Here is a 25,448-nt window from a genome sequence, read left to right as displayed (position 1 = left end):
ATGGCTGACGGGGCTAGGGTTTCGCGCGCCTTGATATTGGGTGCGTCAGTGTTTTCATTGACGGCAGCTTTGCCGGAGAGCGGTGTGGCGCAAACTGCCGACGCTTCGGCTCCGCGTCCTGCGACTGAGCGGCCGAAGCAGGCCAAACGCAAGCCGAAGCCTTCGGCCGAACAGCAGGCGGCCGCGCAGCCTCTGATGAATGCTCGCGCGCAGATCGGCGCGGTGCCGGTGCAGTCGCTCGACACCATCACAGCCGTGGCATCGAAGACCGACGAGCGCGCCATCGACGCGCTGGCGCCGGTCAGCTCGGTCACGCTGGAGAAGATCCAGGGGCTGCAGCCGAACGGGGTGTCGGACATTTTCTATAACGTCCCGGGCGTTTCGTTCCAGGAACGCGGCGACGACCCGGCGACCGTCATCAACATCCGCGGCTTGCAGGATTTCGGCCGTGTCGCCGTCGTGGTCGACGGCGCGCGGCAGAACTATCAGCGCACCGGCCACAATGCCAACGGCTCGTTCTTCCTCGATCCAGAATTGATCGGGGGGGTCGACGTGGTGCGCGGCCCGACCGCGAACATCTACGGCTCCGGCACGATCGGTGGCGTGGTTTCGTTCCGCAGCAAGGACATCGACGACGTGGTGCGGCCCGGCGAGCGCTGGGGCGTCGACATGTCGGGCTCCTACGGCTCCAACAAGGACCGCGGCATGGGCTCGGTGTTCGGCGGCGTGCGCGCCGATCTGAATGTCGATGTGTTCGGCGGCGCGGTCTATCGCACCCAGAGCAATTACAAGGACGGCTCCGGCACCGAGATCGGCAATACCGGCAACGATATCGCGGCCGGCCTGATGAAGGTGACGATCCGCCCGGCCGAAGGTCATGAATTCAAGATCGGCGGCATCTTCCAGGACTACCAGTACAATATCGGCCAGCAGAACCGCGGCCCGACCACGACGGCGGCGCCGCTTGCGGCGATCGCGGGCTCCTCGGTCTACGCCTCCGATGCCAGGAACTACACGGGCACGCTGAGCTGGAAGTACTCCAAGCCCGACGACATGCTGTTCGACTGGAACATCTCGGTCTACGGCAATCGCACCGACAACGACCAGGTCAAGACCTACAACAACCGCATCACGTCAGGCGGCGGCGTCTGTTCGCTGGCCAATCCCGGCAACAACATCTCCGGCTGCGTCGGCGACAAGCGCGGCTATTCGCTCGACACCGTCGGCCTCGACGTCAACAACACCTCGCGCTTCGATTTCGGCGACTGGCGCAACGCCGTGACCTACGGTTTCGACGCCTTCCGCGACGATGTCGAGACCTTCGATTCCCGCGGCAATTCCAACATCACGACGCCGGGCGGCCAGCGCACGGTGTCCGGCGGCTTTGTGCAGTTGAAGCAGAACTATTCGACCTGGCTCGAACTGGTCAGCGCCGTCCGCTACGACCATTACGAGCTGACCTCGATCAATACCACAACCAGCGGCGACCGGCTGTCGCCGAAGATCACGGTCGGCGTTACGCCGATCGCAGGCTTCACGCCCTATGTCAGTTATGCCGAAGGCTACCGTGCGCCGTCGATCACCGAGACCCTGATCGCGGGCGGACACGCCACCGGCGGCGGGCCGGCGCTGTTCAACTGTCCCGACAGCACCAGCGGCCTGTTCTGCTTCCTGCCGAACGCCGCGCTGCGGCCCGAGGTCGGCAAGAACAAGGAAGCCGGCGTCAATCTCAGGTATGACGGCATCTTCACCGCGAGCGACTCGTTCCGCGGCAAGATCAACGTGTTCCAGAACGAGGTCGACGGTTATATCGACCTCGTCGCGTCGACGCCGACCACGACGCCGTTCGGTCGCTTCAGCCAGTTCTACCAGTACCAGAACATCGCCCATGCCCGCATCGAGGGCTTCGAGCTCGAGACGATGTATGATGCGGGCGACTGGTTCGTGGGCGTCGCCGGCCATCTGATGCGCGGCCGCAACACGGCGACCAATGTCGGGCTCGCCACCATCACGCCGCGCAAGGTGACGACGACGGGCGGCGTGCGGCTGCTCGACCGCTCGCTGATCATTGCCGCGCAATGGTCCTCGTTCGGCGCCAACAACGATCTGCCGGCGGGCTATCTGCCCTCGACCGGCTACGAGCTGGTCAATCTCTACCTGACCTGGAACGCCACCAAGGACGTCACCTTTACGGCGTCGGTCGACAACCTCTTGAACCAGTATTACCGGCCCTACGCGATCCCGGGCTCCTCGACCGACGGCACGACGCAGAACGACGTGCTGTTCTCGAGCCCCGGTCCGGGCACCGTCTACAAGGCCGGGCTGAAGATTCACCTTGGTGGAGCGTAACGCGACGAGCCGATCATTCCATCCAGGTTGCTCCGGCCGCGCTGGTGCCCCAGCGCGGCTTTGGCGCATTCATGATATCAACGAGATCAACCGGCAGGATCAAGGCATCCGCCGACAAGCAGGAGAAGGCTTTCATGTTCATCGCAATGAACCGGTTTCAGGTGATCAAGGGCAAGGAACAAGCATTCGAGACGGTCTGGAAGACCCGCGAATCCTATCTCGGCGATCTGCCGGGGTTCATCGAGTTTCACCTAGTGAAGGGCCCCAAGGCCGAGGACCACACGCTCTATGCAACCCACACCGTGTGGGCCAGCAAGGCTGCGTTCGAGGACTGGACCAAATCCGACGCGTTCCGCCGCGCCCATTCCCGCGCCGGCAACGAGACCGGTGGCAGCCTCAATCTCGGCCATCCCAAATTCGAAGGCTTTGAGGTGTTGATCACCGAGCGCGCCAAGAGCCCGGCGTAACGGAGGCGGTCGTGCTGGATTCAGAGCTTGCCGGATTGCGGGCCTATATGGCCGACAATCCCGGCGCGGTCATCGAGGATGTCGCGCGCGAGCGCAAGGTGCCGCCGCGCGCGGTGCTCGAGGCGTTGCCCGAGAGCATGGTGCGGATCGGTGCCGGCGAATTCGTCGCTGCGATGCAGGACATCGCGGAGTGGGGCGAGGTGACGCTGATCGTGCACACCGATGATGCGATCTTCGAATTCACCGGCGCCATTCCGAAGGGCGAGGTCGGCCGCGGCTATTTCAACTTGATGCAACCGAAGGGCCTGCACGGCCACCTCAGGCATGAGCGCTGCGCGGCGATCGCGTTCGTCGAGCGTCCGTTCATGGGCAAGGTGTCGGCCTTCATCGCTTTCATCAACCGCGATGGCGGCATCATGTTCAAGGTGTTCGTCGGCCGCGACGAGACGCGCGCGCTGCGCGACGACCAGCTGGCGCGCTTCCATGCGCTGGCGGACCGTCTCGCGCCGAAAGCGGGCTGACGCGAACGCAGGACGGGAGGCGACCATGGCGTATCGGTGGCTTGGGCGGAGCATCTGGACGGTGGCAGTGGCCGCGTTCGGCCTGTCGCCGGGAACGTGCTTTGCCGCGACCGACGCGGCGCTGCTGCCGCGCAACCTCTCGCCCTGGGGCATGTTCGAGAGCGCCGATATCGTCGTGAAGGCTGTCATGATCGGTTTGGCCTTCGCCTCGCTGGCGACCTGGACGATCTGGCTCGCCAAGACCGTCGAGATCCGCCGCAAGACCGTGCTGGCGCGGCAGCGGATCGGTCAGCTCGAGCGCGACACGCTGCTTGCCGAGGTCGAGCAGGCGAGCCGTGACGGCTGCGATGCCGTAGCGCAGATCATCCAATCGGCGTCGCGCGAGGCCACGCTCTCGTGCGGCATGTTCGATGACGGCTTCAAGGAGCGCATCGCGTTGCGGCTGGAGCGGGTCGAAGCGGCGATGTCGCGGCAGATCGCACGCGGCACCGGAGTGCTCGCCACCATCGGCGCGACCGCGCCGTTCGTCGGCCTGTTCGGCACGGTGTGGGGCATCATGAATGCCTTCATCGGCATCTCCGAGGCCCACACCACCAATCTCGCAGTGGTCGCACCGGGCATTGCGGAGGCGCTGCTTGCGACGGCGCTCGGCCTGGTTGCGGCGATTCCCGCGGTCGTGATCTACAATCACCTGACCCGCTCGATCGTGGGCTACCGCGCGCTGCTCGGCGACGCCTCCGTCATGGTGATGCTGCTGGTGAGCCGCGAGGGCGACCGCAGCCTGTTCCGGCTGGCGCGCGCCGCGGAGTGAGAGATGGGCGTCAAGCTTGGCACTGGCGGTGCGTTCGGTAGCCGGCGTCGCGGCGACGACGACCTGGTCGAGGCGCATGAGATCAACGTCACGCCGTTCATCGACGTGATGCTGGTGCTGCTGATCATCTTCATGGTGGCGGCGCCGCTCGCCACCGTCGACCTCGGCGTCGATCTGCCGGCCTCGACTGCCGAGCCGCAACCGCGGCCCGACAAGCCGGTGTTCGTCACCGTGAAGCCGGATCTGTCGGTTGCGGTCGGCGAGGCCGTCATCGCGCGCGAGACCCTGACGTCGGCACTCGACGGCGCCACGCAGGGCAGGAAGGACGAACGCATCTTCCTGCGCGCCGACAAGGCGGTCAGCTATGGCGATCTGATGGAGGTGATGAACCTGCTGCGCAACGCCGGGTACCTCAAGGTCGCGCTGGTCGGCCTCGACGGACGCAGCTAGTTCGATGAATGCCTATGTGCTGCATGAGTCCCGCGGTGACATCTGGCTAAAGCGCTGGGGCCTGTCGGCGGCCGCGATCCTGGCGGCGCACGCTGCGATGATCGCGCTCGGCATGAGCTGGGTCTCGGCGCCCCCGCCGGGTGTCGCGGTGCCGGCGGTGCTGGTCTACCTGACGCCGATCACGTCAGCGCCGGAGATTTCGCAGACCGAGCTGCCGCCGGGCCCGGCGATGCAGGAGGCCGATGCCGCGCCGCCCGAACCTGCCGCCGCGCAGGCCGTGCACGAGGAAATCGCGCCGACGCCGTTGCTGGAGGAGGCTGCGGTCGCCGCGCCGCCGGAGCAGAGGCCGCAGGTCACGCCGTCGAAACCCGAGCCCACCAAGGTCATGCCTGAGCACAAGGCGGAGCCTGTCAAGCCGAAGGTGGTGCGCCGGGACGCGAAGAAGCCGTCCGAGGCGACGCCGGCGCCACGCACCAGTGCGCCGAGCCGCGCCGAACGCCAGGCGCCAGCGGCGTCCGCGATCAGCGCAGGTGCCGCAGCATCGGCGATCGCGGCCTACAATGCACGCGTCCGCGCGCATCTGCTGCGCTTCCATTCCTATCCGGCCGGGGGCAACGGCCAGCGCGGCGTGGTCCGCCTGGTGTTTACGCTCGGCCGCGGCGGGCAGGTGCTGTCGAGCCATCTCGGCGGCTCCTCCGGCAATCCGACCTTCGACGCGCGGGCGCTGGCGATGGTGCGCCAGGCGCAGCCGTTTCCGGCGTTTCCCTCGGAGGTCACGCAGGGCTCGATGGGCTTTTCCGTGCCCGTCGCGTTCGTGCCGCGGTAAGAGAGGGCAGGTTCAGCAGCCTATCCCCGTCATCCTGAGGTGCGAGCGGAGCGAGCCTCGAAGGACGCACGGCCACCGCTGGAGGCCGTCGACCCTTCGAGACGCGCTTCGCGCTCCTCAGGGTGACGGGGATAGATTGAGTCTGCTTCCGGCAAGATATCCGCGCTACTCCTTCACCGCGCCGGTCAGCGACGACACGTAGTAGTCGACGAACAGCGAGTAGAACAGCGCGACCGGCAGCGAGCCGAGCAGGGAGCCCGCCATCAGCGCGCCCCATTGGTAGACGTCGCCGGTGACCAGCTCGGTCAGGATTGCGACCGGCACCGTCTTGTTGGCGCCGCTCTGGATGAAGGCGAGCGCGTAGATGAACTCGTTCCAGGACAGCGTGAAGGAGAAGATGCCGGCCGAGATCAGGCCGGGCACCGCGAGCGGCAGCGTGATCCGCCACAGGATCTGCAGCCGCGTCGCGCCGTCGACCAGCGCGCATTCCTCGAGCTCATAGGGGATCGACTTGAAGTAGCCGATCAGGAGCCAGGTGCAGAACGGCACCAGGAAGGTCGGATAGACCAGGATCAGCGCCAGAGGTGAATCGAACAGGCCGAACTGCACGATCACGGTGGCCAGCGGAATGAACAGGATCGACGGCGGCACCAGATAGGCGAGGTAGATGCCGAGCCCGACATAAGGGCTGCCACGGAATCGCAGCCGCTCGATCGCGTAGGCGGCGAGCGTCGAGGCGAACAGCGACAGGAAGGTCGAGCCGATCGCGACCAGCATGGTCGTCTTCAGCCAGCGCGGATATGACGTGTCGAACAAGAGATGCTTGACATGCGCAAGCGTCGGCGAGGTGATCCAGAACGGATTGTGCTCTTTGTAGTTCAGCAGCTCCGCGTTCGGTTTGAACGAGGTGATCGCCATCCAGTAGAACGGGAACAGCAGGATCAGGATGAAGCAGGCGAGCGGCAGATAGATCATCACCACGCGCCGGGCGCGGCTGTCCCACGCCATGGTGTCGGGTGTGGCGCTGGCGACGTTGGATTGCGCTGCAACGTCAGTCATTGGCTTCTCCCTGCTGCCATTTGCGGCGGGCGAGGCCGAAGTAGCTGAACAACGTTGCGAACACCAGGAACGGGATCATCGACACCGCGATCGCGGCGCCCTCACCGAGCTCGCCGCCGGCGATGCCGCGCTGGAACGCCAAGGTCGCGAGCAGATGGGTCGAGTTGACCGGGCCGCCGCGGGTGATGGCGTAGACGAGCTGGAAGTCGGTGAAGGTGAAGATGATCGAGAACGTCATCACGATCGCCAGGATCGGCATCATCATCGGGAAGGTGATGTAGCGGAAGCGCTGCCAGGAGGTGGCGCCGTCGAGCATCGCCGCCTCATAGAGCGAGGGCGAGATGGTTTGCAGCCCGGCCAGCAGCGAGATCGCGACGAACGGGATGCCGCGCCAGATATTGGCCGCGATCAGCGAGAACCGCGCCGGCCAGGGCGAGCCGAGGAAGTCGACATTGCTGTCGCGCAGGTGCAGCACGTCGACCAGGAGATAGGAGATGATCGAGAACTGCGGATCGTAGATCCACCAGAATGCGAGCGCGGACAGCACTGTCGGCACGATCCACGGCAGCAGCACGATGGCGCGGATCAGGCTCTTGAACGGGAAATGGTTGTTGAGCAGGAGCGCCAGCCAGAAGCCGAGCGCGAACTTTCCGAAGGTCGCGACCGCGGTGTAGAAGATCGAGTAGAACACCGCGTTCCACCACAAGGGATCCTTGAGCAGGTACTGGAAGTTCTCGAGCCCGATATAGATGCCGCGCTGGCCGATCGTGGTGTCGGTGAAGGCGAGCCAGATGCCGAGGCCCAGCGGATAGGTGAGGAACACCAGCAGCAGGCCGATCGCTGGCGCCAGGCACATCACGATCAGGAACGGCTTGTAGTCGAACAGGCGCGCGAGCCAGCCGGGCTGGCGAAGTGCCGCGCCGCGTGAAGGGAAGGTGGTTACGGACATTGAATGCTCGTCTTGTCGTCATTGCGAGGAGCGAAGCGACGAAGCAATCCATTTCTCCTTTGTGGCGCTATGGATTGCTTCGCTTCGCTCGCAATGACGGTTGAACCAGGTTTCGCAGTTCAATGGCCGCCGTTACCGGCCCTGCCGCCGGAAGTACCGCTTGGCGCGCTGCTCGGCTTCCGCGGCGGCAGCCTCGGGCGTTGCCGCATCGGTTGCGACGGAAGCGCACATCTGCACCAGTACATAGTCGGCGTTGACGGCGCCGGTCGCGGTCGAGATCGGCCCCCTGTAGCCATTGTAATACGGGCTCTTCATGGTGTCCTTGAAGATCGCGACCTTGGGATCGCCCGACCACACCGCGGCATCGGCATAGGCCGCGAGCGGCTGCGACCAGTAGCCGGAGTTGGCATTGAGCCACGGCTCGTACTGCTCCTTCTCGAGCATGAACTGCAGGAATGCCTTCGCCGCGTTGGGATAGGGGCTGTGCTTGAAGGCCATCGCGTTCAGCGTGAGGCCCGACATCGGCGAGGTCGACGCCAGTCCCTTGGGCAGGAACTGATGTTCGGTGTCGTCGGCCACCGCCTTGGTGGCGGGATCGTTCTTCAGCGAGAAGTACAGCGAGACGCCGTTGGCGGTCAGGCCGATTTCCTGCGACGAGTAGGCGCGGTTGTTGGAGACGTCGTTCCAGGACGGCGTGCCGGCGATGAAGGTCGGATAGAGCTCCTTCAGGTATTTCAGCGCGGCGATCGTCTCCTTGCTGTTGATGATGATGTTGCCTTCCTCATCCAGCAGCGCGGCGTTGTGCGACCACAGCAGCCAGTTGGCGAAGCCGTTGCCGTCGCCGACCGCGTTGCCGAGCGCAAAGCCTGCGGGCTTGCCGGCCGCCTTCAGTTTCTTGCAGAGTTCGAGGATGCCGGCGTGGTCTTCCGGTACCTTGTCGAAGCCCGCCGCGTTGACCAGCGACTTGCGGTAAACCAGCGGGCCGCCCGAGGCGCCGAACGGCAGGCCGATCCAGCTCTTCGACTTCGAGCGCATGCCGTAGCGTTTTGCCAGCGCGAGCCATCCGCCGTAGCGCTTGTCGAGATAATCGGCGACGTCGGTCAGTTCGATCAGCTTGTCGATATAGATGTGCGGCGCGTCGCCAAAGCCGATGATGATGTCCGGGCCCGCGCCGGAGTTCGAGGTCACTGCGGTCTGCTGATTGATGTCTTCCCAGCCGACGAAGTCGACCTTGACCTCGACGCCGGTCTTGTCGGTGAAGCGCTTGGCATTGGCGCGGAACACGTCCTCGTCGGCCTGCACGAAGCGCACCGGCCGCAGCATGCGCAAGGTCGCACCCTTCTCGATCGGCAGCGACGGCGCGGCCACGTCGGCAGCCTTGACCTTCGAAGCATCCTGCGCCGCAGCGCCGGTGACGGCCAGTGCCGCCGCGGACGCCCCCAGCGCCAGCGCATCGCGACGCGTGATCTCGTACTTCATGTCGTTCGCACTCCCGTTCTTATTGTTTCGTTGTTGTTGTTTCGTTGTTCTTGTTCTTCCCGGCGTTGGCCGCCGGTGAAGGGTCTTGTGGTCTCGGCACGCCGCCGCGCGAAGCGCCCGCACCGGGCGACCGCGCGCGCGGCAAGCGTAGTCCCGTCTCAGCTGTTCGGACCGCGATCCATGCTGACGGGCTGCCAGCGGCGCAGCGCGGTGTTTTGCAGCACCGACGGGTTGACGCAGCTTACCGGCCACATGCCTTGCAGCACTAGTGACAATTCGTAGCCCACCCGACGCTTGCGCGCCTCGTCAAAACGTGCCGATGCCGAGGCGACGTGGGCGGTCAAGGTAACATTGTCCATCCCGAGCATCGGATTGTTGTGCGACGGCGGCTCCTTCTCCAGCACGTCGAGCGCGGCGTGGGCGATCCAGCCCTCCTGCAACGCCTTGATCAGCGATTCCTCGTCGACGGTGGCGCCGCGGCCGGTGTTGATGAAGATCGCCGATTTTTTCATCTGGCGAAAATGCTTCTCGGTCAGCATGTGGTGTACTTCGGGACGCGCCGGGGCGTGCATCGAGACGAAGTCCGACTGCGACAACACCTCCGACAGCGTCGAGGGGATCACGCCGTGGTCGCACATCAGCGTTTCCTGGATGAACGGATCGTAGGCCATCATCCGAAGGCCGAACGGCGCCGCGCGCTTCGCCACCGCGCGGGCGACGCGGCCGAACGAGATGAAGCCGAGGGTCTGGCCCATCAGCCGCGGAATCTTCAAGAGGGCCGGGCGGCCCTCGGCCCAGCGGCCGGTACGCACCATCTTGTCCTGCTCGATCAGGCGGCGGAAGCCCGCGAGCAGCAGCATCATGGCGTGGTCGGCAACCTCCTCGATGAAGGTGTCGGGGATGTTGGTGACCGGGATGCCGCGCGCGGTCGCGGCCTTCACGTCGACGGAGTCGACGCCGACGCTGCCGAGCGTGATCACCTTGCAGTTCTCGAGCGCGTCGATCACAGCCTTGGTGATCGGCATGCCCTTGGCGTAGATTGCGTCCGCGGTCCTTGCCGCGGCGATGAATTCGGCCTCGTTGGCCGGCGCCTCGACGATCTCGGCGCCGACCGGGTCGAGCGCCTCGCGCTCATAATCATAGCCGCCGCCGGCGACCGTGAAGCTTGCGCCCTTCGGCGTCACCACCCTGAATTTCGACATTGTCTGCTCCCGATGTGAGGTCTTCTGTTCTTGATTGTTGCTTCTTGCTGGGTTTGCTTCTTGGTCTTCTTGCTTCTCCGAGCGCGGCTCGCTTCGCCGCTTTCCCCTACTTGTACGCGAGCTGGGTGGTCCTCTCCACAATTGCCGGTTGGTCCGTGGCCCGATTCTCCGGGCTACTACGGGGAACCACCGTAACCATCAGGTAAAGGGTCTCACATTACGGTGAGCGGAATCAATCCGCCAATCGCGTCGCGTTCCCCGCCTCGTCTGGAGATCCCCGTGAAGCTGTCAAATCTGAAGATCACCCCCAAGCTCGGCATTCTGGTGGGGGTGACCCTCCTTGGTCTGTGCACGGCCGGCATTCTCGCCGGTCATTTGATGCAGCGTGAGATGACAAATGCTCGCATCGACCAGGCCAAGGCGATGGTCGAGATGGCGAAGAACATGGCGGTGAGCCTGAAGAAGGACGTCGACGCCGGAAAGATGACCAAGGAGGCGGCAATCGCCGAGCTGGGCAAGCGCGGCAACGCGATGACCTACGATAACGGCGCCGGCTATCTGTTCGGCACCGACTACAACGGCATCACGGTGCTGGCGCCCGATCCGAAGCAGGTCGGAACCAACCGCATGGAGGTCGTGACCAATGGCCGCAAGCTGTCATGGGAGCTGATGAATGGCGTGAAGGCCAATGGCGATATCCTGCTGTTCTATGACTATGTGAAGCCGGGGCAGGAAACGCCGATCCGGAAGCTCGGCTACGCCGTCGCGGTCCCCGGCTTCGACATGTATCTCGGAACCGGCGCCTATCTCGATGATATCGACGCCAAGCTGCGCCCCATTGCCTGGTTGCTCGGGCTCGCGATCATCGGCATTGGCATCATCTCGAGTTCGGTCGCCTGGCTGATCGGCCGCAGCATCTCTCGCCCGCTCAATTTGCTTGGCAGCCGCATGCGCGACATTGCCGACGGCAAGCTCGACGGCGACATTCCCGGCGTCGGCCGCGGCGACGAGGTTGGCGGCATGGCGGCGACCGTGCAGATCTTCAAGGACAATGCGACCCGCATCCGGGGTCTCGAGCAGGCCGAGGCCGAGACCCAGGCGCGCGCTGCCTCCGAGCGCCGCAATGCGATGGAGAATATCGCGAGCGATTTCGAGCGCAGCGTGAACGGCATCGTCCGCACGGTGGCCTCCGCCGCCGCCGGCATGCAGACCACGGCGCAGTCGATGACCGCGACCGCCAGCGACGCCAGCGCGCGGGCGGCGACCGTCGGTGCGGCCTCCGACAGCGCCTCCAATAATGTCGGCACCGTCGCTGCGGCGGCCGAGGAGCTCTCCAGCTCGGTTGCGGAAATCTCCCGCCAGGTGGCGCGCTCCAGCGAGGTCGCTAGCCAGGCGGTCGCCGATGCCGAGCGCACCAACGCGACCGTGCAGGCGCTCTCTACCGGCGCCGAGAAGATCGGCGAGGTGGTCAAGCTGATCCATTCGATCGCGGCCCAGACCAATCTGCTCGCACTCAACGCCACCATCGAGGCGGCGCGCGCCGGCGAATCCGGCCGCGGTTTCGCGGTGGTCGCCTCCGAGGTGAAGGCGCTGGCCAACCAGACCGCGAAGGCGACCGAGGAGATCTCGGCGCAGGTCGCCGCGATGCAGGCCTCCACCGGCGAGGCGGTGACCTCGATCGGCGGCATCACCGCGACCATCGCGCAGATGAGCGAGATCACGGCGTCGATCTCGACTGCGATCGACCAGCAGGGCGATGCGACGCGCGAAATCGCGCGCAACATCCAGCAGGTCGCGGCCGGCTCGAGCGAGATCTCCGCCCATATCGGCGGCGTCACCACCGCGGCCGCCGCCACCGGCACCGCCGCAGGCGACGTGCTGTCGAATGCACGCGAGCTCGACACCCAGTCCGGCATGCTGCGCAATGCGGTCGACGAGTTCCTGCAGAAGGTCCGTGCGGCGTAAGGCCGGCGCGATCAATCGACATCATCACGATGCCCGGGCCGTTGACCCGGGCATTCGCGTTTTGCGGCCCGGAGCGCGCCGGCGGAACGCTACGACCCCGCCGGGAAGACCTGTGCGACGTGAAACGCCTTGGTCGTGATGAGCCACCTGCCGTCGATCCGATGGAATACGAGATGGTCGATGAAGCCGGTCTGACCGTTCCTGATGCGGACCTTGGCGATGGCCAGATCGGGCGCGGTCTGGTCGATGCTGATGATGGCGTCCTCGCGCGGCGATTGCATCGACGCCGGCGAAGGGCGGCTCTGGATGAAGTCGCGGAATTCCGCGGCCGACCGCACCGTGTGCTTGCCGTCCCGGATGCCGTGCACGATGGAGGCATCGGCGAAGACGTCGCGGAACCGGCTGTCGTCGACCTCGTACATCAGGTCGAAATATCCATCGATCGCGGATGCGATGGCCTCGATGTCGCTCATTGCAAATTCTCCCTAGGCGAGGATGTGGCGGTGGCCGCATCAGACCGGTGATCGGCGTCGACAGTGGCCGATATGGTGGTGGAGTGCTACGACTGGACGGTCATCTCTTGGATGACTGAGAGGCATCGGCATGGACGAAGTTGACGGTCGGCTGGTTGGCGGCCTGGTGGTCCTCGCGGCGCTGGCGGATGCGCGCAGTTTTGGCCGCGCCGCCGAACGGCTCGGCATGACGCAATCCGGGGTCAGCAAGGCGATCGCCAAGCTCGAGGCGCGCCTCGACACGCGGCTGGTTCACCGCACGAGTCGCGCCGTCGAGCTCACCGAGGAAGGACGCGCGCTGGTCGAGCGGGTTGCCGCACATCTGGCCGGGATCGGCGAGGCGGCGGCGGAGACCTCGAAGTCGCGCGATGCGGTCCGCGGCAAACTGCGGGTCAATGTCGATCCGCTGTTCTCCCGCATGGTGCTGTCACCGAAGCTGAGCGAGTTCCTGCTGCAGAATCCAGGCATGGAGCTGCGTATCGAGACCCGCGACCGGATTGCGGATCTGGTCAGCGACGGTTTCGACCTGGCGGTGCGTTTCGGCGAGCCGGCGCCGTCGGCGCTGATTGCGCGCCGCGTGCTCGATGCGCGCGTGCTCACCGTGGCCTCGCCGATCTATCTCGAACGACACGGCCGGCCGCTCGATCCACGCGAGCTGGCGGGCCGCGACCATCAGTGCATCCACGCAATCGACGCGGCGACGGGGCGTCCCTTCGACTGGGAGTTCCGGCGCGACGGCGAGGTCGTGCCGGTCGCGGTCAACGGGCGGCTCACCGTCACTGATTCCGGAACCAAGCTCGGCGCTTGCCTTGCCGGCTTCGGGATTGCGCAGGTTATCGATATCGGACTCGACGATCACCTGAAGAGCGGCGCGTTGATCGAGCTGTTTCCGGACTGGCCCGACGAGCGTTTCCCGCTCTATGTCTACTATCCCTCGCGCAGCCACGTGCCGGCGAAAGTGAGGAGCTTTATCGATTTCATTACGGGCAGCCTGAGCAGGAAGCCAGGCACAGCGTTGCCGGTTGACGCTCCCGCCAGGAGGCTGAAAGGGCATCGAGCAATCGCAGCGACGGCCGCGCGCCGCTAGGTCTTCGCCGATCCCTGCCGCGAGGCGATGATGACGCCGGCGAGCACCAGCGCGTAGCCGATCAAATGGAACGGCGCCAGCGTCTCGCCGAGCAGCAGGATCGCCATCGCCGAGCCGAACACCGGCACCAGATGGAAGAACGGCGCCGCGCGGTTCGGGCCGATCAGCGCGACGCCGCGGTTGAAGAACAGATAGGCCAGCGTGGATGGGAAGATCAGCGTGTAGCCCAGCGTGGCAAAGGTCAGGACGTCGAGCTTCAGCGTCACGCCATTGGCGAATTCCCAGACCGCCACCGGAAGCAGCATCAGCGCACCACAGCAGGTGGTGAACGAGATCAGCGAGAGCTGATGGATTTTCGGCCGCCGCGGGATCAGCGCCGAATAGAGCCCGAACGACACCAGCGAGGCGCCGAACATGATGTCGCCCCGGTTGAAGCTGATGCTGGCGAGCGCCGAGAAATCGCCGCGCAGGATGATGGTGAGCACGCCGGCCAGCGAGATCGCGATGCCGGCAAGCTGCGCCGGCGTCAGCCGCACGCCGAACAGGACCAGCGACCACAGCGCCACGAACAGCGGCCCCGCCGACTGAATCAGCAGCGCATTCAGCGCCTCGGTGTATTGCATCGCCCAGTAGGAGATCGCGTTGTTGAACGCGAAGCCGACCGCGGACAACAGCAGCATCAGCGGCAGCGCCTTGCGCAGTTTCGGCCAGTCCTGCTTCAGATGCGGCCAAGCGAACGGCAACAGGATCAGGAACACGCCGAACCAGCGGATCGTGGTCAGGGTGACCGGCGGCACGTGGCTGCCGACATGCCGCGCCAGCACGATGTTGGCGGCCCAGAACAGCGACGTCAGGCTGAGCAGCAGATAGGGCTGGTTGTTGAGCCAGTGCAGCGGGGAGCGGCGCGGGGTTGTGGCAGGTGCGGGCAAAGCGGTCATTATCTGGTGGATGTTGTGCCCGAATCCGCCGCCGCCACAAGACGAAAGAGTGGATTGGAGCCATGCGCACCGCGTCATCACTCGCGAAGACGGGTGACCCAGTATTCCGGAGGCATCGGTGATCAATCGATAGGCCGCGGCGTACTGGATACCCCGCCCTCGCAGGGTATGACGACCTGGTGCGGCGCGACCTTCAACCTATTTCTGCGGCCCCGACAGCGAGATGTCGCGCTCGGCGCGAAACACGTTGCTGTAGAGATTGGCGATCCATTGCCGCCCGCTGGAGGTGATGTTGAGGTGGCGGATCGCCTTCTGCACGTGCGGCGCGACGCTGTCCCAGTAGAAGCGGGGATAGAGGTCGACGAGATCGGCCGGCGAATCGTAGCCGAGCTGGCGGTTCAATCCGGCCTCCTCGAATTCGATGTACAGCGCGTTGGCCTTGCGGATGTAATGCGGATCGCCGAGCTGGCCGATCAGATCGGCGGCCCGCAGCAGGGTGGCCTCCTCTCCGAACTCTTCATTCCCGTCCGGCGCGCTCTGCGGAAAGCGCGTGCCCTCGATGGCGCGCGCAATGCGCTCCTTGTCGAGCAGCGCGACGCCCTTGAGCCGCTCCATCACGAAGATCTTCGAACGGTCGACGTGATAGGACATCAACGCCGCATCCGACGAGCCGCGCGGCAGGATCACCTTGCGGCCGTCGGCAGCAACCAGATAGCCGCTCTGGTCGTCGGCATCGAACAGCCCGCGCACATAGCCGATATCATGGGTCAGGCAGGCGATGATGACGTGAGCATAATCCTCGGCGCTCATGTGCGAGTGCAGCGCGCGGCCGCGCAGGATGTCGTGACCGGCGAGCGTCACCAGCATGGTGTGCTCGACATTGTGGTAGAGCGCGTCGCTGTTGCCGATGCATTCGATCGCGATCCGGGCGATCGAGGGCACCATCTCGACCAGCTGGGTCTGCGAGGAGCCGAATCGGCGTTGCATGTACTCGCCGAGGAATTTGCCGAGCGCGTCGGCCGCAAGTTCGGGAAGGGTCATCACGGCATTGACCTCCGACATCGGGTGGTGAGCTTACGGCTTGCCAGCATTTCAGGGTAGTCCCTCGATGTGACATAATCGTTGCGGCCGGACCGAAGTGGCTGAACCGATGCGACCCGTAATATTGCGGAGCTGGGCAGGAGCTGGTGGATGGGTGTCGATCTCCTGAACGTCAAAGGCCTGAGCGAGCTGGATCAAGAGGCTCCGGTGGTGATGGTCAATCTGATGCGGTTTCGCCAGCGGTCGCTGGACGGCGACGGCTCGGGCTGGGATGCCTATCTGCGCTACAGCGCGCTCACCGTTCCCATGATCAAGGCGCGCGGCGGCACCCTGCTGTGGACCGGCAGCGCCGAGGCGGTCGCGCTGGGCGAGCCGGCCGGCCAGCGCTGGGACTATGTCGCGCTGGTCTACTACCCGAGCGTTGCTGCTTTCATCGACATGATGACCTCGGCCGACTACGAGACCCGCTGCGACCCGCATCGTCGCAACGGCTGCGAGGAGCACGTCATCATCGCGACGCGCGAGGCCTACAGCAAGTTCAAGGCGGGGTAAGGCGGTCTAGAGCGTGGCCTTCGTGGCACATATTCAGGTGTATCACCGTCACCCCTGCGCAAAGGCTTCGCCTTTGTCGCTGGAGGCGGCCGCTTCTTCAGCAGCCCACGAAGGGGCGACGGCCCGACTGAGGCCGATTCATCCTTCGAGGCTCGCAAGCGCTCGCACCTCAGGATGACGGGTCTGATAGATTTGCAAGCGCCGCGTGGCAGGCGGCCTGCACTACTCGGCAGACCTCATCTCTTGACCGCCCGGCGGCGCTCAGCGAGGCGAAGGTCGGATAGCTCGTCAGCGCGAAGATCAGGTCGACCGCATCCTTGCGGGCCTGCGGCGATGCCTGCCTGGCCGCGATGCGGTCGACCAATCCGGTAACGCCGCGGCGGCGGCGCTCGTTGCGCTCGCGCACCGCCTCGGCGAATTCGGGGTCGGTCGCCATCGCGTCGTGCAGCCGGCCGACGGCGGAATCGCGGCTCCAGAAGCCGCAGAAGATCTCGACCATGCGGTCGAGGCCGGCGCGCGGATCGGCCGTCGTCATGGCATCGGCGAGCTGATGCAGGCCGCCGTGGCGCGCGATCTCGTCGAACACGGCCTCGAGCAGTCCGCGCCGCGAGCCGAACTGGTTGTACACCGTCAGCCGCGTCACGCCGGCTGCCTTCGCCACCGTATCGAGCGAGAAGCGCGCAATGCTCTCGCCTTCGCGCAGCGTGCGCGAGGCGGCCTCGATCACGCGCTCGCGGGTCTCGGCGGCGGCGGCGCTGCGCGCCGGGCTCACATAGCTGCGCGGCGGCATCGGTTTGCCTTGCTTTCGTCAGATTGACTATACATTATGTATATCTAATTTCCAATGCCCATTTGGAGCAACGTCATGCAGACCGTCCTCATCATAGCCTTGTCCCTCCACGTCCTGTCATCGGTGTTTTGGGCCGGCTCCAGCTTCACTTTGGCGCGCACCGGTGGGCTCGGCGGCGAAAGGCTGCTGGGCCCGCAAATCGGTGCGGCGACGGTCGCGATCGTGACCGGCGCCACGCTTTGGCGCCTGGTCCATGAGGGCTCGTTCGCGCTGTCGGAGCAGATCCTGGCGGGTGGCGCGATTGCCGCACTGGCCGCGATCGCCGTGCAGATCATCGTCGGCGGCGGCGCTGTCAGGCGGCTGCGCAATGGTGCGGCCGATACCTCGGCCGCACGCTCGCGGCTCGCCGTCGCGCAGCGCATCGCGGCCGGCCTGCTCGCGATCACCGCGCTCTGCATGGGCGCGGCGCGCTACGCCTGAGCCTGGAACCTCGTTCCGATAGAATCGGAACGGGGCTCCATACTCTTATTTCGACGCGCTTTCCTCACGCGAACCGGTATCTACTTCGCTCGAAAACGCCCTAGAACTTCCGCACCAGGTCCGGCGTGATTTCCTTCAAGCTGCGGATGCCGAGCAGCGCAAGGTCGCGGTCGATTTCGGCGTGCAGCAGCGAGATCGCGCGCGACACGCCGGCCTCGCCCGCGACCACGGCACCATAAAGGAACGGACGGCCGATCCAGACGAAGTCGGCGCCGAGCGCCAGCGCCTTGATCACGTCGGTGCCGCGGCGGATGCCGCCGTCCATCATCACCGTCATGTTGCCCTTCTGCGCGGCGATCTCCGGCAGCGTGCGCAGCGCGGAGACGGTGTAGTCGAGCTGGCGGCCGCCATGGTTGGAAACCATCACGCCGTCGCAGCCATGCTCGCGCGCCAGCCGCGCGTCTTCCGGCGCGATCAGCCCCTTGACCACGAGCTTGCCGCTCCAGCGCTTGCGGATCAGCTCGACATGTTTCCAGGCCAGCTGGTCGCGGCTGCCGATGTTGCGCATCAGATTCTTGGACAGCACCGGCGGCCCCTGCTTGGCGTCCATGTTCTCGAAATGCGGCATGCCGTGATTGAACACGGTGCGCGCCCAAGTGTTCAGCAGCCAGTCCGGATGGGTGATGGTGTCCCAGAATACCCGCGGCGTGATCTCGAGCGGCACCTGGAAGCCGTTGCGGATGTTGTTCTCGCGGTTGGGCGGCACCGGCACGTCGGCGGTGACGACGAAAGTGTCGTAGCCGGCCGCCGCGACGCGATCGACCAGCGGCTCGATCCGCTCGGGGAGGCCAGCGAGATAGGCTTGGTACCAGGCCTGCTGATTGGCGGCGCGGACGTCCTCCAGCGTAATCAGCGAGGAGGCCGAGAGGATCATCGGGACGTTGGCGGCGGCCGCGGCGCGCGCCAGCACGATGTCGCCGCGATAGGCGCACAGCGCGGACGAGCCCATCGGCGGAATCCCGAACGGCGAGGCGTGGGTCTTGCCGAACAGCGTCGTGCTCTGGTCGCGGCCGGAGACGTCCTTCAGCACCCGCGGCACGAAGCCGTATTCGTCGAATGCCCGGCGATTGTCGGTGCGTGCCGCGTCGGTCTCGGCGCCGCCGGAGATGTAGCCGTAGAGGAATTTCGGCAGCAGCTGCCGCGCCCGCGGCTCGAAATCGTCGAGCGTGAGATAGCGCCGCAAATGCCGGGGCACGGCGCTCGCTGCGCGGTTGACGGTTGCGGGAGGCGGGGAGGGCGCTGCGGTCCGGTCGTGCACGTTGGGCGTTTCCGTTGTTCTTGGTTCTTGGATGGAGCTTGAAGTTAGCGCCTGCCGCCGCGCCCGGCAATTTTCTCGTTGAACGCGTTGACGGACTGGCTGACGTCGCTGAGCGTCTTGCGCGTCTCGGCGATCATGGTGCCGGATTTCTTGTCGAAACTCTGGATCAGCTCGCGCAGCGAGATCACGGTCGGCAGCAGCTCGCCGCCGTATTTGTCGCTGCCGAAGCTCTTCAGGAACTTGTCGGCCGAGGCCAGCTTGGCGTCGACCGTGCTGATGCCGTCGTCGGCGGCGTCGATGAAGCCGGCGATCAGCTCGCCATTGCCCGACAGCGAGTTGGTGAAGTTCTCGAGTCCGAGCAGCGAGTCCTTGATATCGGCCTCGTTCTCGGTGATGACGCGGTCGACATTGCGCAGCGCGACGCGCAGCTTCTCCTGGATTCCCATCGTGCCTTCGGCGTCGGCGGTCAGCTCGGGAATGCCGTCGGCGCCGAGCGGGGGTGGCGGCGCATCGTCGGTGCCGCCGGTGAAGGAGATCGAGGCGATTCCGGTCAGGCCCTGGAATTCGAGGCCGGCCTGGGTGTCCTTCTTGATCGGAGCGTTGCCCTCGATCCGCGTCATCGCCACCACGCGATGCCGGTCGAGCCGAATCGAGACCACCTCGCCGATCCGCACGCCTGCGAAATTGACACTGGCGCCGCGGCGCAGGCCCGACGCCGAGCCCTCGAACACGACGCGGAACGGGACCATCCGCTTGATACCGGCATAGCGCTGATAGCCCAGCCAGCCGCCGAGCGAGCCGGCGACGAGGGCCAGCGTCAGGGTGCCGATCACGAGATTGCTGGCGCGCGCCATGCGTTTGGGACCTGTCTGCGAAGCAGTCTCAACAGATAGCGGATTTGCCGCCGATAGTCACCGCGGCTCGGGCGGGATCAGGCCGCCGACTGCTTCCGCGAAGCCACGAAGACGCCGGCCAGCACCAGGGCGAAGCCGATGAAATGGAAGGCCTGCGGATGCTCGCCGATGAACACGATCGACATGATGGTGCCGAACACCGGAACCATGTGGAAGAACGGCGCGGCGCGGTTGGCGCCGATCAGCTGCACGCCGCGGTTGAAGCACAGATAGGCCAGCGTCGAGGGGAACACCGCGACATAGAACAGCGACAGCAGGTTGTTGGCCGTGAGCTGCATCACCGGACGCGCGCCGAGTTCCCAGATGAAGAACGGGACCAGCAGCAGCGCGCCGCAGCCGAAGGTGAAGGCTGCGACCGACAGCCCGTGGATCTTGGGCCGCTTCAGCGTCAGCACCGAATACAGCGCGAAGATCACCAGCGCACCGATGAAGATCAGGTCGCCCTTGTTGAACTCGATCTTCGACAGCGTCGTGAGATCGCCGTGCAGCAGGATCACCAGCACGCCGGCGAGCGACAGCGACACGCCGCACAGCTGCATCAGTGTCAGCCGTGTGCCGAGCAGGATCAGCGACCACAGCGCGACCATCAGCGGCACGGAGGATTGCAGCAGCAGCGTATTGAGCGCCTGGGTGTATTCGAGCGCCCAGTATTGCAGCGTGTTGAAGGCGCTGATGCCGGTCAGCGACAGCAGCATCATGATGCCGAGATTCTTGCGGATCGCAGGCCAGTCGCGGGCGAGGTTCCTCCAGGCAAACGGCAGGATGATCAGGAACGCCGCGAACCAGCGCAGGAACGACAGCGTCACCGGCGGGATGTGACCGGCGGCGAGCCGGCCGACGATCGCGTTGCCGGCCCAGCACATCGCGGTGATGCACAGCAGCAGATATGGCTGGTTGGCGATCCAGGAGCCGTACGCAGGCGTTGCGGTGGAATCGGAGGCAGACATGCGATGAGGCCCGGGTTCACGACGCCGCGGCCCGCCCGGCAGGCTGCACCGGGCCGGTATGGATTTCCCCGGCCCCTGTCACAGACACGGATTCCGCCATTCCATCAATGGGGATGGACGCATCGCGACCATGCGCGAAGTCCCCCTTCCGGAAGATCCCGCCGCACTTCCGGATCGTGTCTAGCCGGCCTTCGGCGGCGTGGTCTGACGCTTGACGATCTGCTCGGCGAGCTCGATCAGGATCCGCTTGGTGTCGGGGTCCTGCACGTCGCGGAACACCCGCAGCATGCGCAGCTCGAGCAGGGACTGCAGCGATTCCGCGGCCTGGCCGCCCTGTGTCTGCGCTGTCGTCGCAGGCCGGCGGTTGAGCATGTCGGCGGCGATCCCGAGCATCTCGGCGACGGTCGCCAGGCGGCCGGTATCGACCTTCACCGTGCCGTCCACGCCGTTCTTTTGCAGGGAGGCGCCCGAGCACAGGATCTCGGCGAGATCGGCCTGGGACAGTCCGATTGCGCGCCAGCGCGCCTGCACCAGTTGATCGATCTGGTCGTCCTGCGATGTGCTCATGATGCGCTTCGGCGATCTCCGGCTACGTCCGTGGGCAGCATTTCCCCAAGACAGAATGCTAGCAAATGGAACTGCGGTTCGTCGTGTCGGGACTTTTACGGATCATTCAATCGACGACCGCTGCCGCTGCAACGGGCGGCATGCAGGCCGATCCGCGCCTGCACGACGGCCGGCCGTCGCGCAGGGCGGTATCGTCCGCGGCCTCTGGTCTAAGATGCTCGCTTTCGCGTCATCCGGCCTTCGCCTTGTCAGCCTGACCTTATTATCAAGACGGTGCGCGAATGCAACCTTGGAGCGATGGTTGAGAAGGATCCAATCCTGATGTGTGACTTGGCCACCGAGCTCAGCGGCGGCGGCTCACAAGTCGATGATCCCGAGCGCGATGCTCTTCGCCACCCCGTGCGTCTTGTTGGACGCCTCGAGCTTGCGCAGCGCCTGCTTGATGAAGCCTTCCACCGTCTCCGGCGAAATACCGAGGATCTGCGCGGTGTCGGCCACGGTCTTGCCGCGCGCCGCCCAGGCGATCACTTCCTTCTCCCGCCCCGTGAGCTTGATGGCCTCGGCGGCGTCGGCGGGCTTCAGGATGGTCGGCGCGTTGCGCTGGTCGCGGTTGACGATGTCCATCGCGCGCTGCACCCAGTAGATCATCAGAAGATGCAGTTCATGCCGATGGCAGACGAACAGCTTGTCGAAGTCGCGCCGCTCTTCTTCCCAGAAGAACACCGTCGAGCTCGAGTGTACGGCGCCGAGCCGGTCGCGATAGTGGAAGGGCACGACGAAGCCGTCCTTGAAGCCGAACTCCCGGGCGGCGTCCATCGTCTTGGCCTCGGGCGCCCGCTTGTGTCCGCTTCGCTCCGGCAGCTTCAGGCTACTCCAGCTGAATGGCGTGTTGGTGCGTCGCGACCGCGCCAGCGCCGGGTCGGCATGGACGAACTCGTTTTGCACATACGCCCGCTTCCAGGCATCGGGAAAGGTGCCGATATGATAGGGCAGATCAAGGTCAGGCCGGCCGGCATCGACAAAGGCGAAGCCCGAGAAGCCGTAGTTCTGGATGACACGGTGCAACGACGAGCTGAGCTCGTCGATCGTATCCGACGCCTCAATGGTCGAAATCGCGTCTACCAGGCCCATTGCTAAAACCCCCGGTTTTCGGGGGTACCACAGTTAACCCCTTTCGTTCCAGATGTTCCGCATTTGGAGGAAAGGATAATGCCGCATTCATTGGACGGCTATCATGCACTCATCACCAGGGAAGAGCTTGATCCGGCACATGTCGGGGCGATGTTGCGGCTGCGCAAGCAGCTGTTCGTCGACCACTGCGGCTGGCTTCTGAGCACGACCGGCGACGTCGAACGCGATCAGTTCGACTGCTGGTACACCGAGCACTGCCTGTTGTTTGCAGGCGTGGAGCTGGTCGGCGGTTTCCGGGCGATCCGCACGGATTACCCCTATCTTACCAAGTCGGTGTTCCCGCAGCTTGCGATGCGCCGTTTTCCGAGCCGTCGCGACGCCTGGGAGATCAGCCGCTTCGGCGTGCTGCCGAGCGTCGCGAGGACGCAGACGGCGCGCGTGAACTACGCGCTTATGTTCCGCTTCGCCGAGTTGCGCGGGGCGGCGGCGCTGGTGGCGCTCGCCGACCTTTCCTACGAGCGTTTTCTTACCCGCATGGACATCCGCACCCGCCGCTACGGCCCTCCGCAGGTGATTGGCAATGATCGCATGGGCCGCCCGCTGACGGCGCTCGCCGGCGAAATCCCGCTTGGTCTCGCCGACAATCCCGGCTTGACCAAATTCCTCGACCTTGGACGGCAATTGGAGATTCACGATGCCTCACATGTTCTCGGACGTTCGAGCATTCCAGCGTGATCCACTGCGTCTGTTGCTGACGCGCGGCAATGAGGCCGAGCTGGGGCTCGTGCCTCTACGGCTCGGTCCTGCGCCGGTCTTTCTGGTGAACGATCCCGATCTGCTGCGCCCGATCCTCAAGGCGCCGGAGACCGACATCGGAAAGGGCAAGCTGATCAAGAAGCTGACGCCGGTGCTCGGCCGCAGCTCGCTGATGCTGAGCGGCGAAGAGCACAAGCGGCGGCGGACGGTGCTTCAGAAGCACATGGCCAAGGGCAGCGTCGAGAAATTCCTGCCGCATATGTGCGCCGAGATCCGTGCGGTCGGTGCCAGCCTGGCGCGGCTCGGCTCGTTCGATCCGCACCACGTCACCGCGATGCTGGCGTTGCGCACCATCTGCGTCGCGATCTTCGGTTCTCAAGTGATGTCGTCCGGCGACGAGGAGGCGCTGGTTCAGGCCGTCGGCGTGATCGAGGACGATCTGGCCGAGGAGATGTTCCGCGCGTTGCCGTTCGGTCCGGTGGCTTGGTACCGGCGCAGGCAGAACCGGGTCTGCGCCAAGCTTGCGATGTCGACGGTGGTGCAACGCCTGCGCCGCAAGGCGGGCTCGAGCAGCGCGCTGCGGGATCTCGAGGCGCTCGGCCTGAGCGATCGCGATGTCGAGGACGAGATCCTGACACTGCTGCTGGCTGGCCATCACACCACGGGCTCGACTGCAGCGTGGATGTTCTACCAGATGGCTTCCGATCCCGCCCTGATGGACGAGATTGCCGACGAGGCGGCGGAGTGCCTTGGCGACGACGGTGAACTGCGACTTGACGCGGTGAAGCGCGCCAATCTGAGCGCGACCCTCGTCAAGGAGGTTTGCCGGCTTTATCCCAGCGCCTGGTGGTTCTCCCGCGAGGTGATGCAGCCGGTAACGATCGGCGGGCGCGACCTCAAGGTCGGCACCTCGCTGTTGATCTGTCCCTGGCAATTGCAGCGCGATCCCAGGCATTTCGAGGACCCCGACCGCTTCCTGATGACGCGGCGCTACAACACCGACGCCTATATCCCGTTCGGCGCCGGACCGCGCGCCTGCGCCGGGATGGGGGTTGCGATGCTCGAGTTGCAATTGCTCGCGCTCGAGATTGCCGCCGCCTATCGCTTCACCGCCGTCAGCCCGAATCCGGCGCCCTGGCCGAAAGCCTCGGTGACGCTGATTCCGCCGCCGATGACGATCGACATCGAAGTCCGCGAGATGCCCTCGCGCATCCCGCAGCTCGGCGAGGAAGCCGAGCGGCTGCCATACATTCCAGCCGCCAGCGCGGCATCCATCAGCACACTACAATCGGTTTCCCAATGACAACACACATCACGACGGCCAGCATCGGGCAAAGGGCCATGGATCAAGTGCAAGTGCGCAGTCTGCGCGACGTCATCGCGGTGTTGATCGAACAGCGCAGCATCGTGACGGCGGCCGGCGCCAGCTTTGCCGCACACCTGCTCGACCTCGCGATCATGCAGCTCAGGCTCAACGTCAACGATATCTCGGCAGAGGAATTGACCGGCCTGTCCGACTACGTTGGCGCGGAGTTTAGCAGGGACAAGTCCTCGCACTGATCGCACAGAGCGTTTCGAGCGAAGTGGGCACCCGTTCGCGTGAAGTGAACGCGTCAATACAAGAAGCCGGAGCTTTGGCCTTGATTCATTCGGAGCCGAAGCTCTAGTCCTGCGTCGCCACCAGCGCCTTCATCGAGGCGCCGGCGGCAAGCGCGGCGTCGTTCGGATCGATCTCGATCTGCAGGCCGCGCTGGCCGCCATTGACGAACACGGTGACATGGGTGAGCGCGGTCTCGTCGATCGCGGTCGGCACCTTCTTTTTCTGGCCGAACGGGCTGATGCCGCCGACATGATAGCCGGTCAGCCGCTCGGCATCGGCCGGGCGCATCATCCTGGCAGACTTGCCGCCGAGCGCTGCGGCGAGCTTCTTCATGCTGACCTCGCAGTCGGACGGCACCACGGCGCAGACCGGCTTGCCGTCGACCTCCGCCATCAGCGTCTTGAGCATGCGGTTCGGGTCGACCCCGAGCGCCTCCGCCGCCTGCAGCCCGATGCTCTCGGCACTGGAGTCGTAGACATAGGTGTGAAGCTTGAAGGCAATGCCTAGCTTGCGCAGCGCCATCGTCGCTTGGGTCGAATTGGGCATGGATCCGGCCGGTTGTTAGGGCTGAATGATCGCCGCAATGGGCCTGGCGATCAATTGGCCGGACGGCCAGCCTCGGGCCGCGCCAACATTAAATCCCCGCGAGGGCGGCGCGGCGGGGCGCTGCATGGAATTTTCGGGGGATATCAAGGGGTTGTAGCTCATCTAAAAGACGTAAACGACCCCCTTCTTGC

The 25,448-nt window shown here is 65.2% G+C and carries 29 protein-coding genes; 14 read left to right on the top strand and 15 right to left on the bottom strand.

Annotation, left to right across the window (positions count from 1 at the left end; genetic code table 11):
- On the top strand, nt 1-2,349 hold the full coding sequence (locus CK489_RS40120; RefSeq protein ID WP_095736168.1) for a TonB-dependent hemoglobin/transferrin/lactoferrin family receptor: 2,349 nt from the start codon (nt 1-3) through the stop codon (nt 2,347-2,349).
- Nucleotides 2,350-2,362: 13 nt separating this feature from the next.
- On the opposite strand, the gene CK489_RS42740 is transcribed toward CK489_RS40120, so the two are convergent.
- The gene (locus CK489_RS42740) at nt 2,363-2,491 is read right to left on the bottom strand and encodes a hypothetical protein (protein WP_283807339.1); all 129 of its coding nucleotides are present in this window, start codon (nt 2,489-2,491) and stop codon (nt 2,363-2,365) included.
- Here CK489_RS42740 and hmuQ point away from each other — a divergent pair.
- The 5 genes from hmuQ to tolA are packed head-to-tail and all read left to right on the top strand — an operon-like array spanning nt 2,484 to nt 5,424.
- On the top strand, nt 2,484-2,816 hold the full coding sequence (hmuQ, locus tag CK489_RS40115) for a heme-degrading protein HmuQ (protein ID WP_095736167.1): 333 nt from the start codon (nt 2,484-2,486) through the stop codon (nt 2,814-2,816). The two genes, CK489_RS42740 and hmuQ, sit on opposite strands and share 8 nt — an antisense overlap.
- Nucleotides 2,817-2,827: 11 nt before the next feature.
- Entirely contained in the window at nt 2,828-3,337 is a 510-nt protein-coding gene (hutX, locus tag CK489_RS40110) for a heme utilization cystosolic carrier protein HutX (RefSeq protein WP_095736166.1), read from the top strand.
- Nucleotides 3,338-3,362: 25 nt separating this feature from the next.
- Nucleotides 3,363-4,148, top strand: a complete 786-nt coding sequence (gene exbB / locus CK489_RS40105; protein ID WP_245350762.1) for a tonB-system energizer ExbB — start codon at nt 3,363-3,365, stop codon at nt 4,146-4,148.
- Nucleotides 4,149-4,151: 3 nt separating this feature from the next.
- Nucleotides 4,152-4,598, top strand: a complete 447-nt coding sequence (gene exbD / locus CK489_RS40100) for a TonB system transport protein ExbD (protein WP_050630408.1) — start codon at nt 4,152-4,154, stop codon at nt 4,596-4,598.
- Nucleotides 4,599-4,602: 4 nt separating this feature from the next.
- Entirely contained in the window at nt 4,603-5,424 is an 822-nt protein-coding gene (gene tolA, locus CK489_RS40095; RefSeq protein ID WP_095736164.1) for a cell envelope integrity protein TolA, read from the top strand.
- Between the two features lie 165 nt (nt 5,425-5,589).
- Here tolA and CK489_RS40090 read toward each other — a convergent pair whose 3' ends face one another.
- The 4 genes from CK489_RS40090 to CK489_RS40075 all read right to left on the bottom strand — a co-directional run bounded on the left by CK489_RS40090 (nt 5,590) and on the right by CK489_RS40075 (nt 10,113).
- Nucleotides 5,590-6,432: a carbohydrate ABC transporter permease gene (locus CK489_RS40090; RefSeq protein WP_371818069.1), complete on the bottom strand. Its 843-nt coding sequence runs from the start codon at nt 6,430-6,432 to the stop codon at nt 5,590-5,592.
- A 43-nt stretch (nt 6,433-6,475) separates the two neighbouring features.
- Complete coding sequence (locus tag CK489_RS40085; protein ID WP_095736163.1) at nt 6,476-7,432, bottom strand: carbohydrate ABC transporter permease; 957 nt, start codon at nt 7,430-7,432, stop codon at nt 6,476-6,478.
- A gap of 132 nt (nt 7,433-7,564) precedes the next feature.
- Nucleotides 7,565-8,911 (bottom strand): ABC transporter substrate-binding protein, encoded by a 1,347-nt coding sequence (locus CK489_RS40080; protein ID WP_050630411.1) that lies wholly within the window; start codon nt 8,909-8,911, stop codon nt 7,565-7,567.
- A gap of 158 nt (nt 8,912-9,069) precedes the next feature.
- Nucleotides 9,070-10,113 carry a C-terminal binding protein gene (locus CK489_RS40075; protein WP_095736162.1) on the bottom strand — a complete coding sequence of 348 codons (1,044 nt, stop codon included), beginning with the start codon at nt 10,111-10,113 and terminating at the stop codon, nt 9,070-9,072.
- Nucleotides 10,114-10,392: 279 nt separating this feature from the next.
- Between CK489_RS40075 and CK489_RS40070 the strand changes: the two genes are divergently transcribed.
- Nucleotides 10,393-12,078, top strand: a complete 1,686-nt coding sequence (locus tag CK489_RS40070) for a methyl-accepting chemotaxis protein (protein ID WP_095736161.1) — start codon at nt 10,393-10,395, stop codon at nt 12,076-12,078.
- Nucleotides 12,079-12,167: 89 nt separating this feature from the next.
- Here the strand turns inward: CK489_RS40070 and CK489_RS40065 are convergent, their stop codons facing one another.
- Nucleotides 12,168-12,551 carry a nuclear transport factor 2 family protein gene (locus CK489_RS40065; RefSeq protein ID WP_095736160.1) on the bottom strand — a complete coding sequence of 128 codons (384 nt, stop codon included), beginning with the start codon at nt 12,549-12,551 and terminating at the stop codon, nt 12,168-12,170.
- Between the two features lie 130 nt (nt 12,552-12,681).
- On the opposite strand from CK489_RS40065, the gene CK489_RS40060 reads away from it, so the two are divergent.
- The gene (locus CK489_RS40060; protein WP_245350760.1) at nt 12,682-13,677 is read left to right on the top strand and encodes a LysR family transcriptional regulator; all 996 of its coding nucleotides are present in this window, start codon (nt 12,682-12,684) and stop codon (nt 13,675-13,677) included.
- On the opposite strand, the gene CK489_RS40055 is transcribed toward CK489_RS40060, so the two are convergent.
- A complete protein-coding gene (locus CK489_RS40055) occupies nt 13,674-14,615 on the bottom strand; it encodes a DMT family transporter (protein WP_095736159.1) in 942 nt (313 codons plus the stop codon). The genes CK489_RS40060 and CK489_RS40055 overlap by 4 nt on opposite strands.
- Nucleotides 14,616-14,813: 198 nt before the next feature.
- Nucleotides 14,814-15,659 (bottom strand): hypothetical protein, encoded by an 846-nt coding sequence (locus CK489_RS40050; protein WP_050630429.1) that lies wholly within the window; start codon nt 15,657-15,659, stop codon nt 14,814-14,816.
- A 147-nt stretch (nt 15,660-15,806) separates the two neighbouring features.
- On the opposite strand from CK489_RS40050, the gene CK489_RS40045 reads away from it, so the two are divergent.
- Nucleotides 15,807-16,208, top strand: coding sequence for a DUF1330 domain-containing protein (locus CK489_RS40045; protein ID WP_095736158.1), 402 nt, complete (start codon nt 15,807-15,809; stop codon nt 16,206-16,208).
- Between the two features lie 169 nt (nt 16,209-16,377).
- Here the strand turns inward: CK489_RS40045 and CK489_RS40040 are convergent, their stop codons facing one another.
- Nucleotides 16,378-16,998, bottom strand: a complete 621-nt coding sequence (locus CK489_RS40040; RefSeq protein ID WP_095736157.1) for a TetR/AcrR family transcriptional regulator — start codon at nt 16,996-16,998, stop codon at nt 16,378-16,380.
- 75 nt (nt 16,999-17,073) lie between these two features.
- On the opposite strand from CK489_RS40040, the gene CK489_RS40035 reads away from it, so the two are divergent.
- Nucleotides 17,074-17,478 carry a hypothetical protein gene (locus tag CK489_RS40035; protein ID WP_050630430.1) on the top strand — a complete coding sequence of 135 codons (405 nt, stop codon included), beginning with the start codon at nt 17,074-17,076 and terminating at the stop codon, nt 17,476-17,478.
- 100 nt (nt 17,479-17,578) lie between these two features.
- Here the strand turns inward: CK489_RS40035 and CK489_RS40025 are convergent, their stop codons facing one another.
- From CK489_RS40025 to CK489_RS40010, 4 genes are all read right to left on the bottom strand, one after another.
- Nucleotides 17,579-18,733 (bottom strand): alpha-hydroxy acid oxidase, encoded by a 1,155-nt coding sequence (locus tag CK489_RS40025; RefSeq protein ID WP_095736156.1) that lies wholly within the window; start codon nt 18,731-18,733, stop codon nt 17,579-17,581.
- A 107-nt stretch (nt 18,734-18,840) separates the two neighbouring features.
- Complete coding sequence (locus tag CK489_RS40020) at nt 18,841-19,650, bottom strand: MlaD family protein (protein WP_095736155.1); 810 nt, start codon at nt 19,648-19,650, stop codon at nt 18,841-18,843.
- A 77-nt stretch (nt 19,651-19,727) separates the two neighbouring features.
- A complete protein-coding gene (locus tag CK489_RS40015; protein ID WP_095736154.1) occupies nt 19,728-20,657 on the bottom strand; it encodes a DMT family transporter in 930 nt (309 codons plus the stop codon).
- Between the two features lie 180 nt (nt 20,658-20,837).
- Nucleotides 20,838-21,224, bottom strand: a complete 387-nt coding sequence (locus tag CK489_RS40010) for a hypothetical protein (RefSeq protein ID WP_095736153.1) — start codon at nt 21,222-21,224, stop codon at nt 20,838-20,840.
- On the opposite strand from CK489_RS40010, the gene CK489_RS43010 reads away from it, so the two are divergent.
- Nucleotides 21,223-21,546 carry a DUF7324 family protein gene (locus CK489_RS43010; RefSeq protein ID WP_502694174.1) on the top strand — a complete coding sequence of 108 codons (324 nt, stop codon included), beginning with the start codon at nt 21,223-21,225 and terminating at the stop codon, nt 21,544-21,546. The two genes, CK489_RS40010 and CK489_RS43010, sit on opposite strands and share 2 nt — an antisense overlap.
- Nucleotides 21,547-21,581: 35 nt before the next feature.
- On the opposite strand, the gene CK489_RS40005 is transcribed toward CK489_RS43010, so the two are convergent.
- Entirely contained in the window at nt 21,582-22,355 is a 774-nt protein-coding gene (locus tag CK489_RS40005) for a helix-turn-helix transcriptional regulator (RefSeq protein ID WP_050632046.1), read from the bottom strand.
- A gap of 90 nt (nt 22,356-22,445) precedes the next feature.
- Here CK489_RS40005 and CK489_RS40000 point away from each other — a divergent pair, with 90 nt between their 5' ends.
- Genes CK489_RS40000 through CK489_RS39990 form a run of 3 tightly spaced genes read left to right on the top strand, consistent with a single transcriptional unit; the run spans nt 22,446 to nt 24,671 of the window.
- Nucleotides 22,446-23,090, top strand: coding sequence for an acyl-homoserine-lactone synthase (locus CK489_RS40000; protein ID WP_157860997.1), 645 nt, complete (start codon nt 22,446-22,448; stop codon nt 23,088-23,090).
- Entirely contained in the window at nt 23,050-24,414 is a 1,365-nt protein-coding gene (locus CK489_RS39995; RefSeq protein WP_245350758.1) for a cytochrome P450, read from the top strand. Before CK489_RS40000 ends, CK489_RS39995 begins: the two co-directional genes overlap by 41 nt.
- A gap of 38 nt (nt 24,415-24,452) precedes the next feature.
- Nucleotides 24,453-24,671, top strand: a complete 219-nt coding sequence (locus tag CK489_RS39990; protein WP_050632044.1) for a hypothetical protein — start codon at nt 24,453-24,455, stop codon at nt 24,669-24,671.
- Nucleotides 24,672-24,774: 103 nt separating this feature from the next.
- Here the strand turns inward: CK489_RS39990 and ybaK are convergent, their stop codons facing one another.
- On the bottom strand, nt 24,775-25,257 hold the full coding sequence (gene ybaK, locus CK489_RS39985) for a Cys-tRNA(Pro) deacylase (RefSeq protein ID WP_095736151.1): 483 nt from the start codon (nt 25,255-25,257) through the stop codon (nt 24,775-24,777).
- Nucleotides 25,258-25,448 lie beyond the last annotated feature (191 nt).

The organism is Bradyrhizobium sp. UFLA03-84 (assembly GCF_002289535.1).
GTDB classification, from domain to species: Bacteria; Pseudomonadota; Alphaproteobacteria; order Rhizobiales; family Xanthobacteraceae; genus Bradyrhizobium; species Bradyrhizobium viridifuturi.
The sequence above is the reverse complement of the archived record's forward strand: the minus strand, read 5'-3'. Positions and strand labels throughout refer to the sequence as shown.

Bases quoted from the DNA above. Each gene is read 5' to 3' on its own strand.
- CK489_RS40120 (WP_095736168.1), top strand. From the start codon at position 1: ATGGCTGACGGGGCTAGGGTTTCGCGCGCCTTGATATTGGGTGCGTCA.
- hmuQ (WP_095736167.1), top strand. From the start codon at position 2,484: ATGTTCATCGCAATGAACCGGTTTCAGGTGATCAAGGGCAAGGAACAA.
- CK489_RS42740 (WP_283807339.1), bottom strand. From the start codon at position 2,491: ATGAACATGAAAGCCTTCTCCTGCTTGTCGGCGGATGCCTTGATCCTG.
- exbB (WP_245350762.1), top strand. From the start codon at position 3,363: ATGGCGTATCGGTGGCTTGGGCGGAGCATCTGGACGGTGGCAGTGGCC.
- exbD (WP_050630408.1), top strand. From the start codon at position 4,152: ATGGGCGTCAAGCTTGGCACTGGCGGTGCGTTCGGTAGCCGGCGTCGC.
- tolA (WP_095736164.1), top strand. From the start codon at position 4,603: ATGAATGCCTATGTGCTGCATGAGTCCCGCGGTGACATCTGGCTAAAG.
- CK489_RS40090 (WP_371818069.1), bottom strand. From the start codon at position 6,432: ATGGCGTGGGACAGCCGCGCCCGGCGCGTGGTGATGATCTATCTGCCG.
- CK489_RS40085 (WP_095736163.1), bottom strand. From the start codon at position 7,432: ATGTCCGTAACCACCTTCCCTTCACGCGGCGCGGCACTTCGCCAGCCC.
- CK489_RS40080 (WP_050630411.1), bottom strand. From the start codon at position 8,911: ATGAAGTACGAGATCACGCGTCGCGATGCGCTGGCGCTGGGGGCGTCC.
- CK489_RS40075 (WP_095736162.1), bottom strand. From the start codon at position 10,113: ATGTCGAAATTCAGGGTGGTGACGCCGAAGGGCGCAAGCTTCACGGTC.
- CK489_RS40065 (WP_095736160.1), bottom strand. From the start codon at position 12,551: ATGAGCGACATCGAGGCCATCGCATCCGCGATCGATGGATATTTCGAC.
- CK489_RS40060 (WP_245350760.1), top strand. From the start codon at position 12,682: ATGGACGAAGTTGACGGTCGGCTGGTTGGCGGCCTGGTGGTCCTCGCG.
- CK489_RS40055 (WP_095736159.1), bottom strand. From the start codon at position 14,615: ATGACCGCTTTGCCCGCACCTGCCACAACCCCGCGCCGCTCCCCGCTG.
- CK489_RS40045 (WP_095736158.1), top strand. From the start codon at position 15,807: ATGGGTGTCGATCTCCTGAACGTCAAAGGCCTGAGCGAGCTGGATCAA.
- CK489_RS40040 (WP_095736157.1), bottom strand. From the start codon at position 16,998: ATGCCGCCGCGCAGCTATGTGAGCCCGGCGCGCAGCGCCGCCGCCGCC.
- CK489_RS40035 (WP_050630430.1), top strand. From the start codon at position 17,074: ATGCAGACCGTCCTCATCATAGCCTTGTCCCTCCACGTCCTGTCATCG.
- CK489_RS40020 (WP_095736155.1), bottom strand. From the start codon at position 19,650: ATGGCGCGCGCCAGCAATCTCGTGATCGGCACCCTGACGCTGGCCCTC.
- CK489_RS40015 (WP_095736154.1), bottom strand. From the start codon at position 20,657: ATGTCTGCCTCCGATTCCACCGCAACGCCTGCGTACGGCTCCTGGATC.
- CK489_RS43010 (WP_502694174.1), top strand. From the start codon at position 21,223: ATGATGCGCTTCGGCGATCTCCGGCTACGTCCGTGGGCAGCATTTCCC.
- CK489_RS40010 (WP_095736153.1), bottom strand. From the start codon at position 21,224: ATGAGCACATCGCAGGACGACCAGATCGATCAACTGGTGCAGGCGCGC.
- CK489_RS40005 (WP_050632046.1), bottom strand. From the start codon at position 22,355: ATGGGCCTGGTAGACGCGATTTCGACCATTGAGGCGTCGGATACGATC.
- CK489_RS39995 (WP_245350758.1), top strand. From the start codon at position 23,050: ATGCCTCACATGTTCTCGGACGTTCGAGCATTCCAGCGTGATCCACTG.
- CK489_RS39990 (WP_050632044.1), top strand. From the start codon at position 24,453: ATGGATCAAGTGCAAGTGCGCAGTCTGCGCGACGTCATCGCGGTGTTG.
- ybaK (WP_095736151.1), bottom strand. From the start codon at position 25,257: ATGCCCAATTCGACCCAAGCGACGATGGCGCTGCGCAAGCTAGGCATT.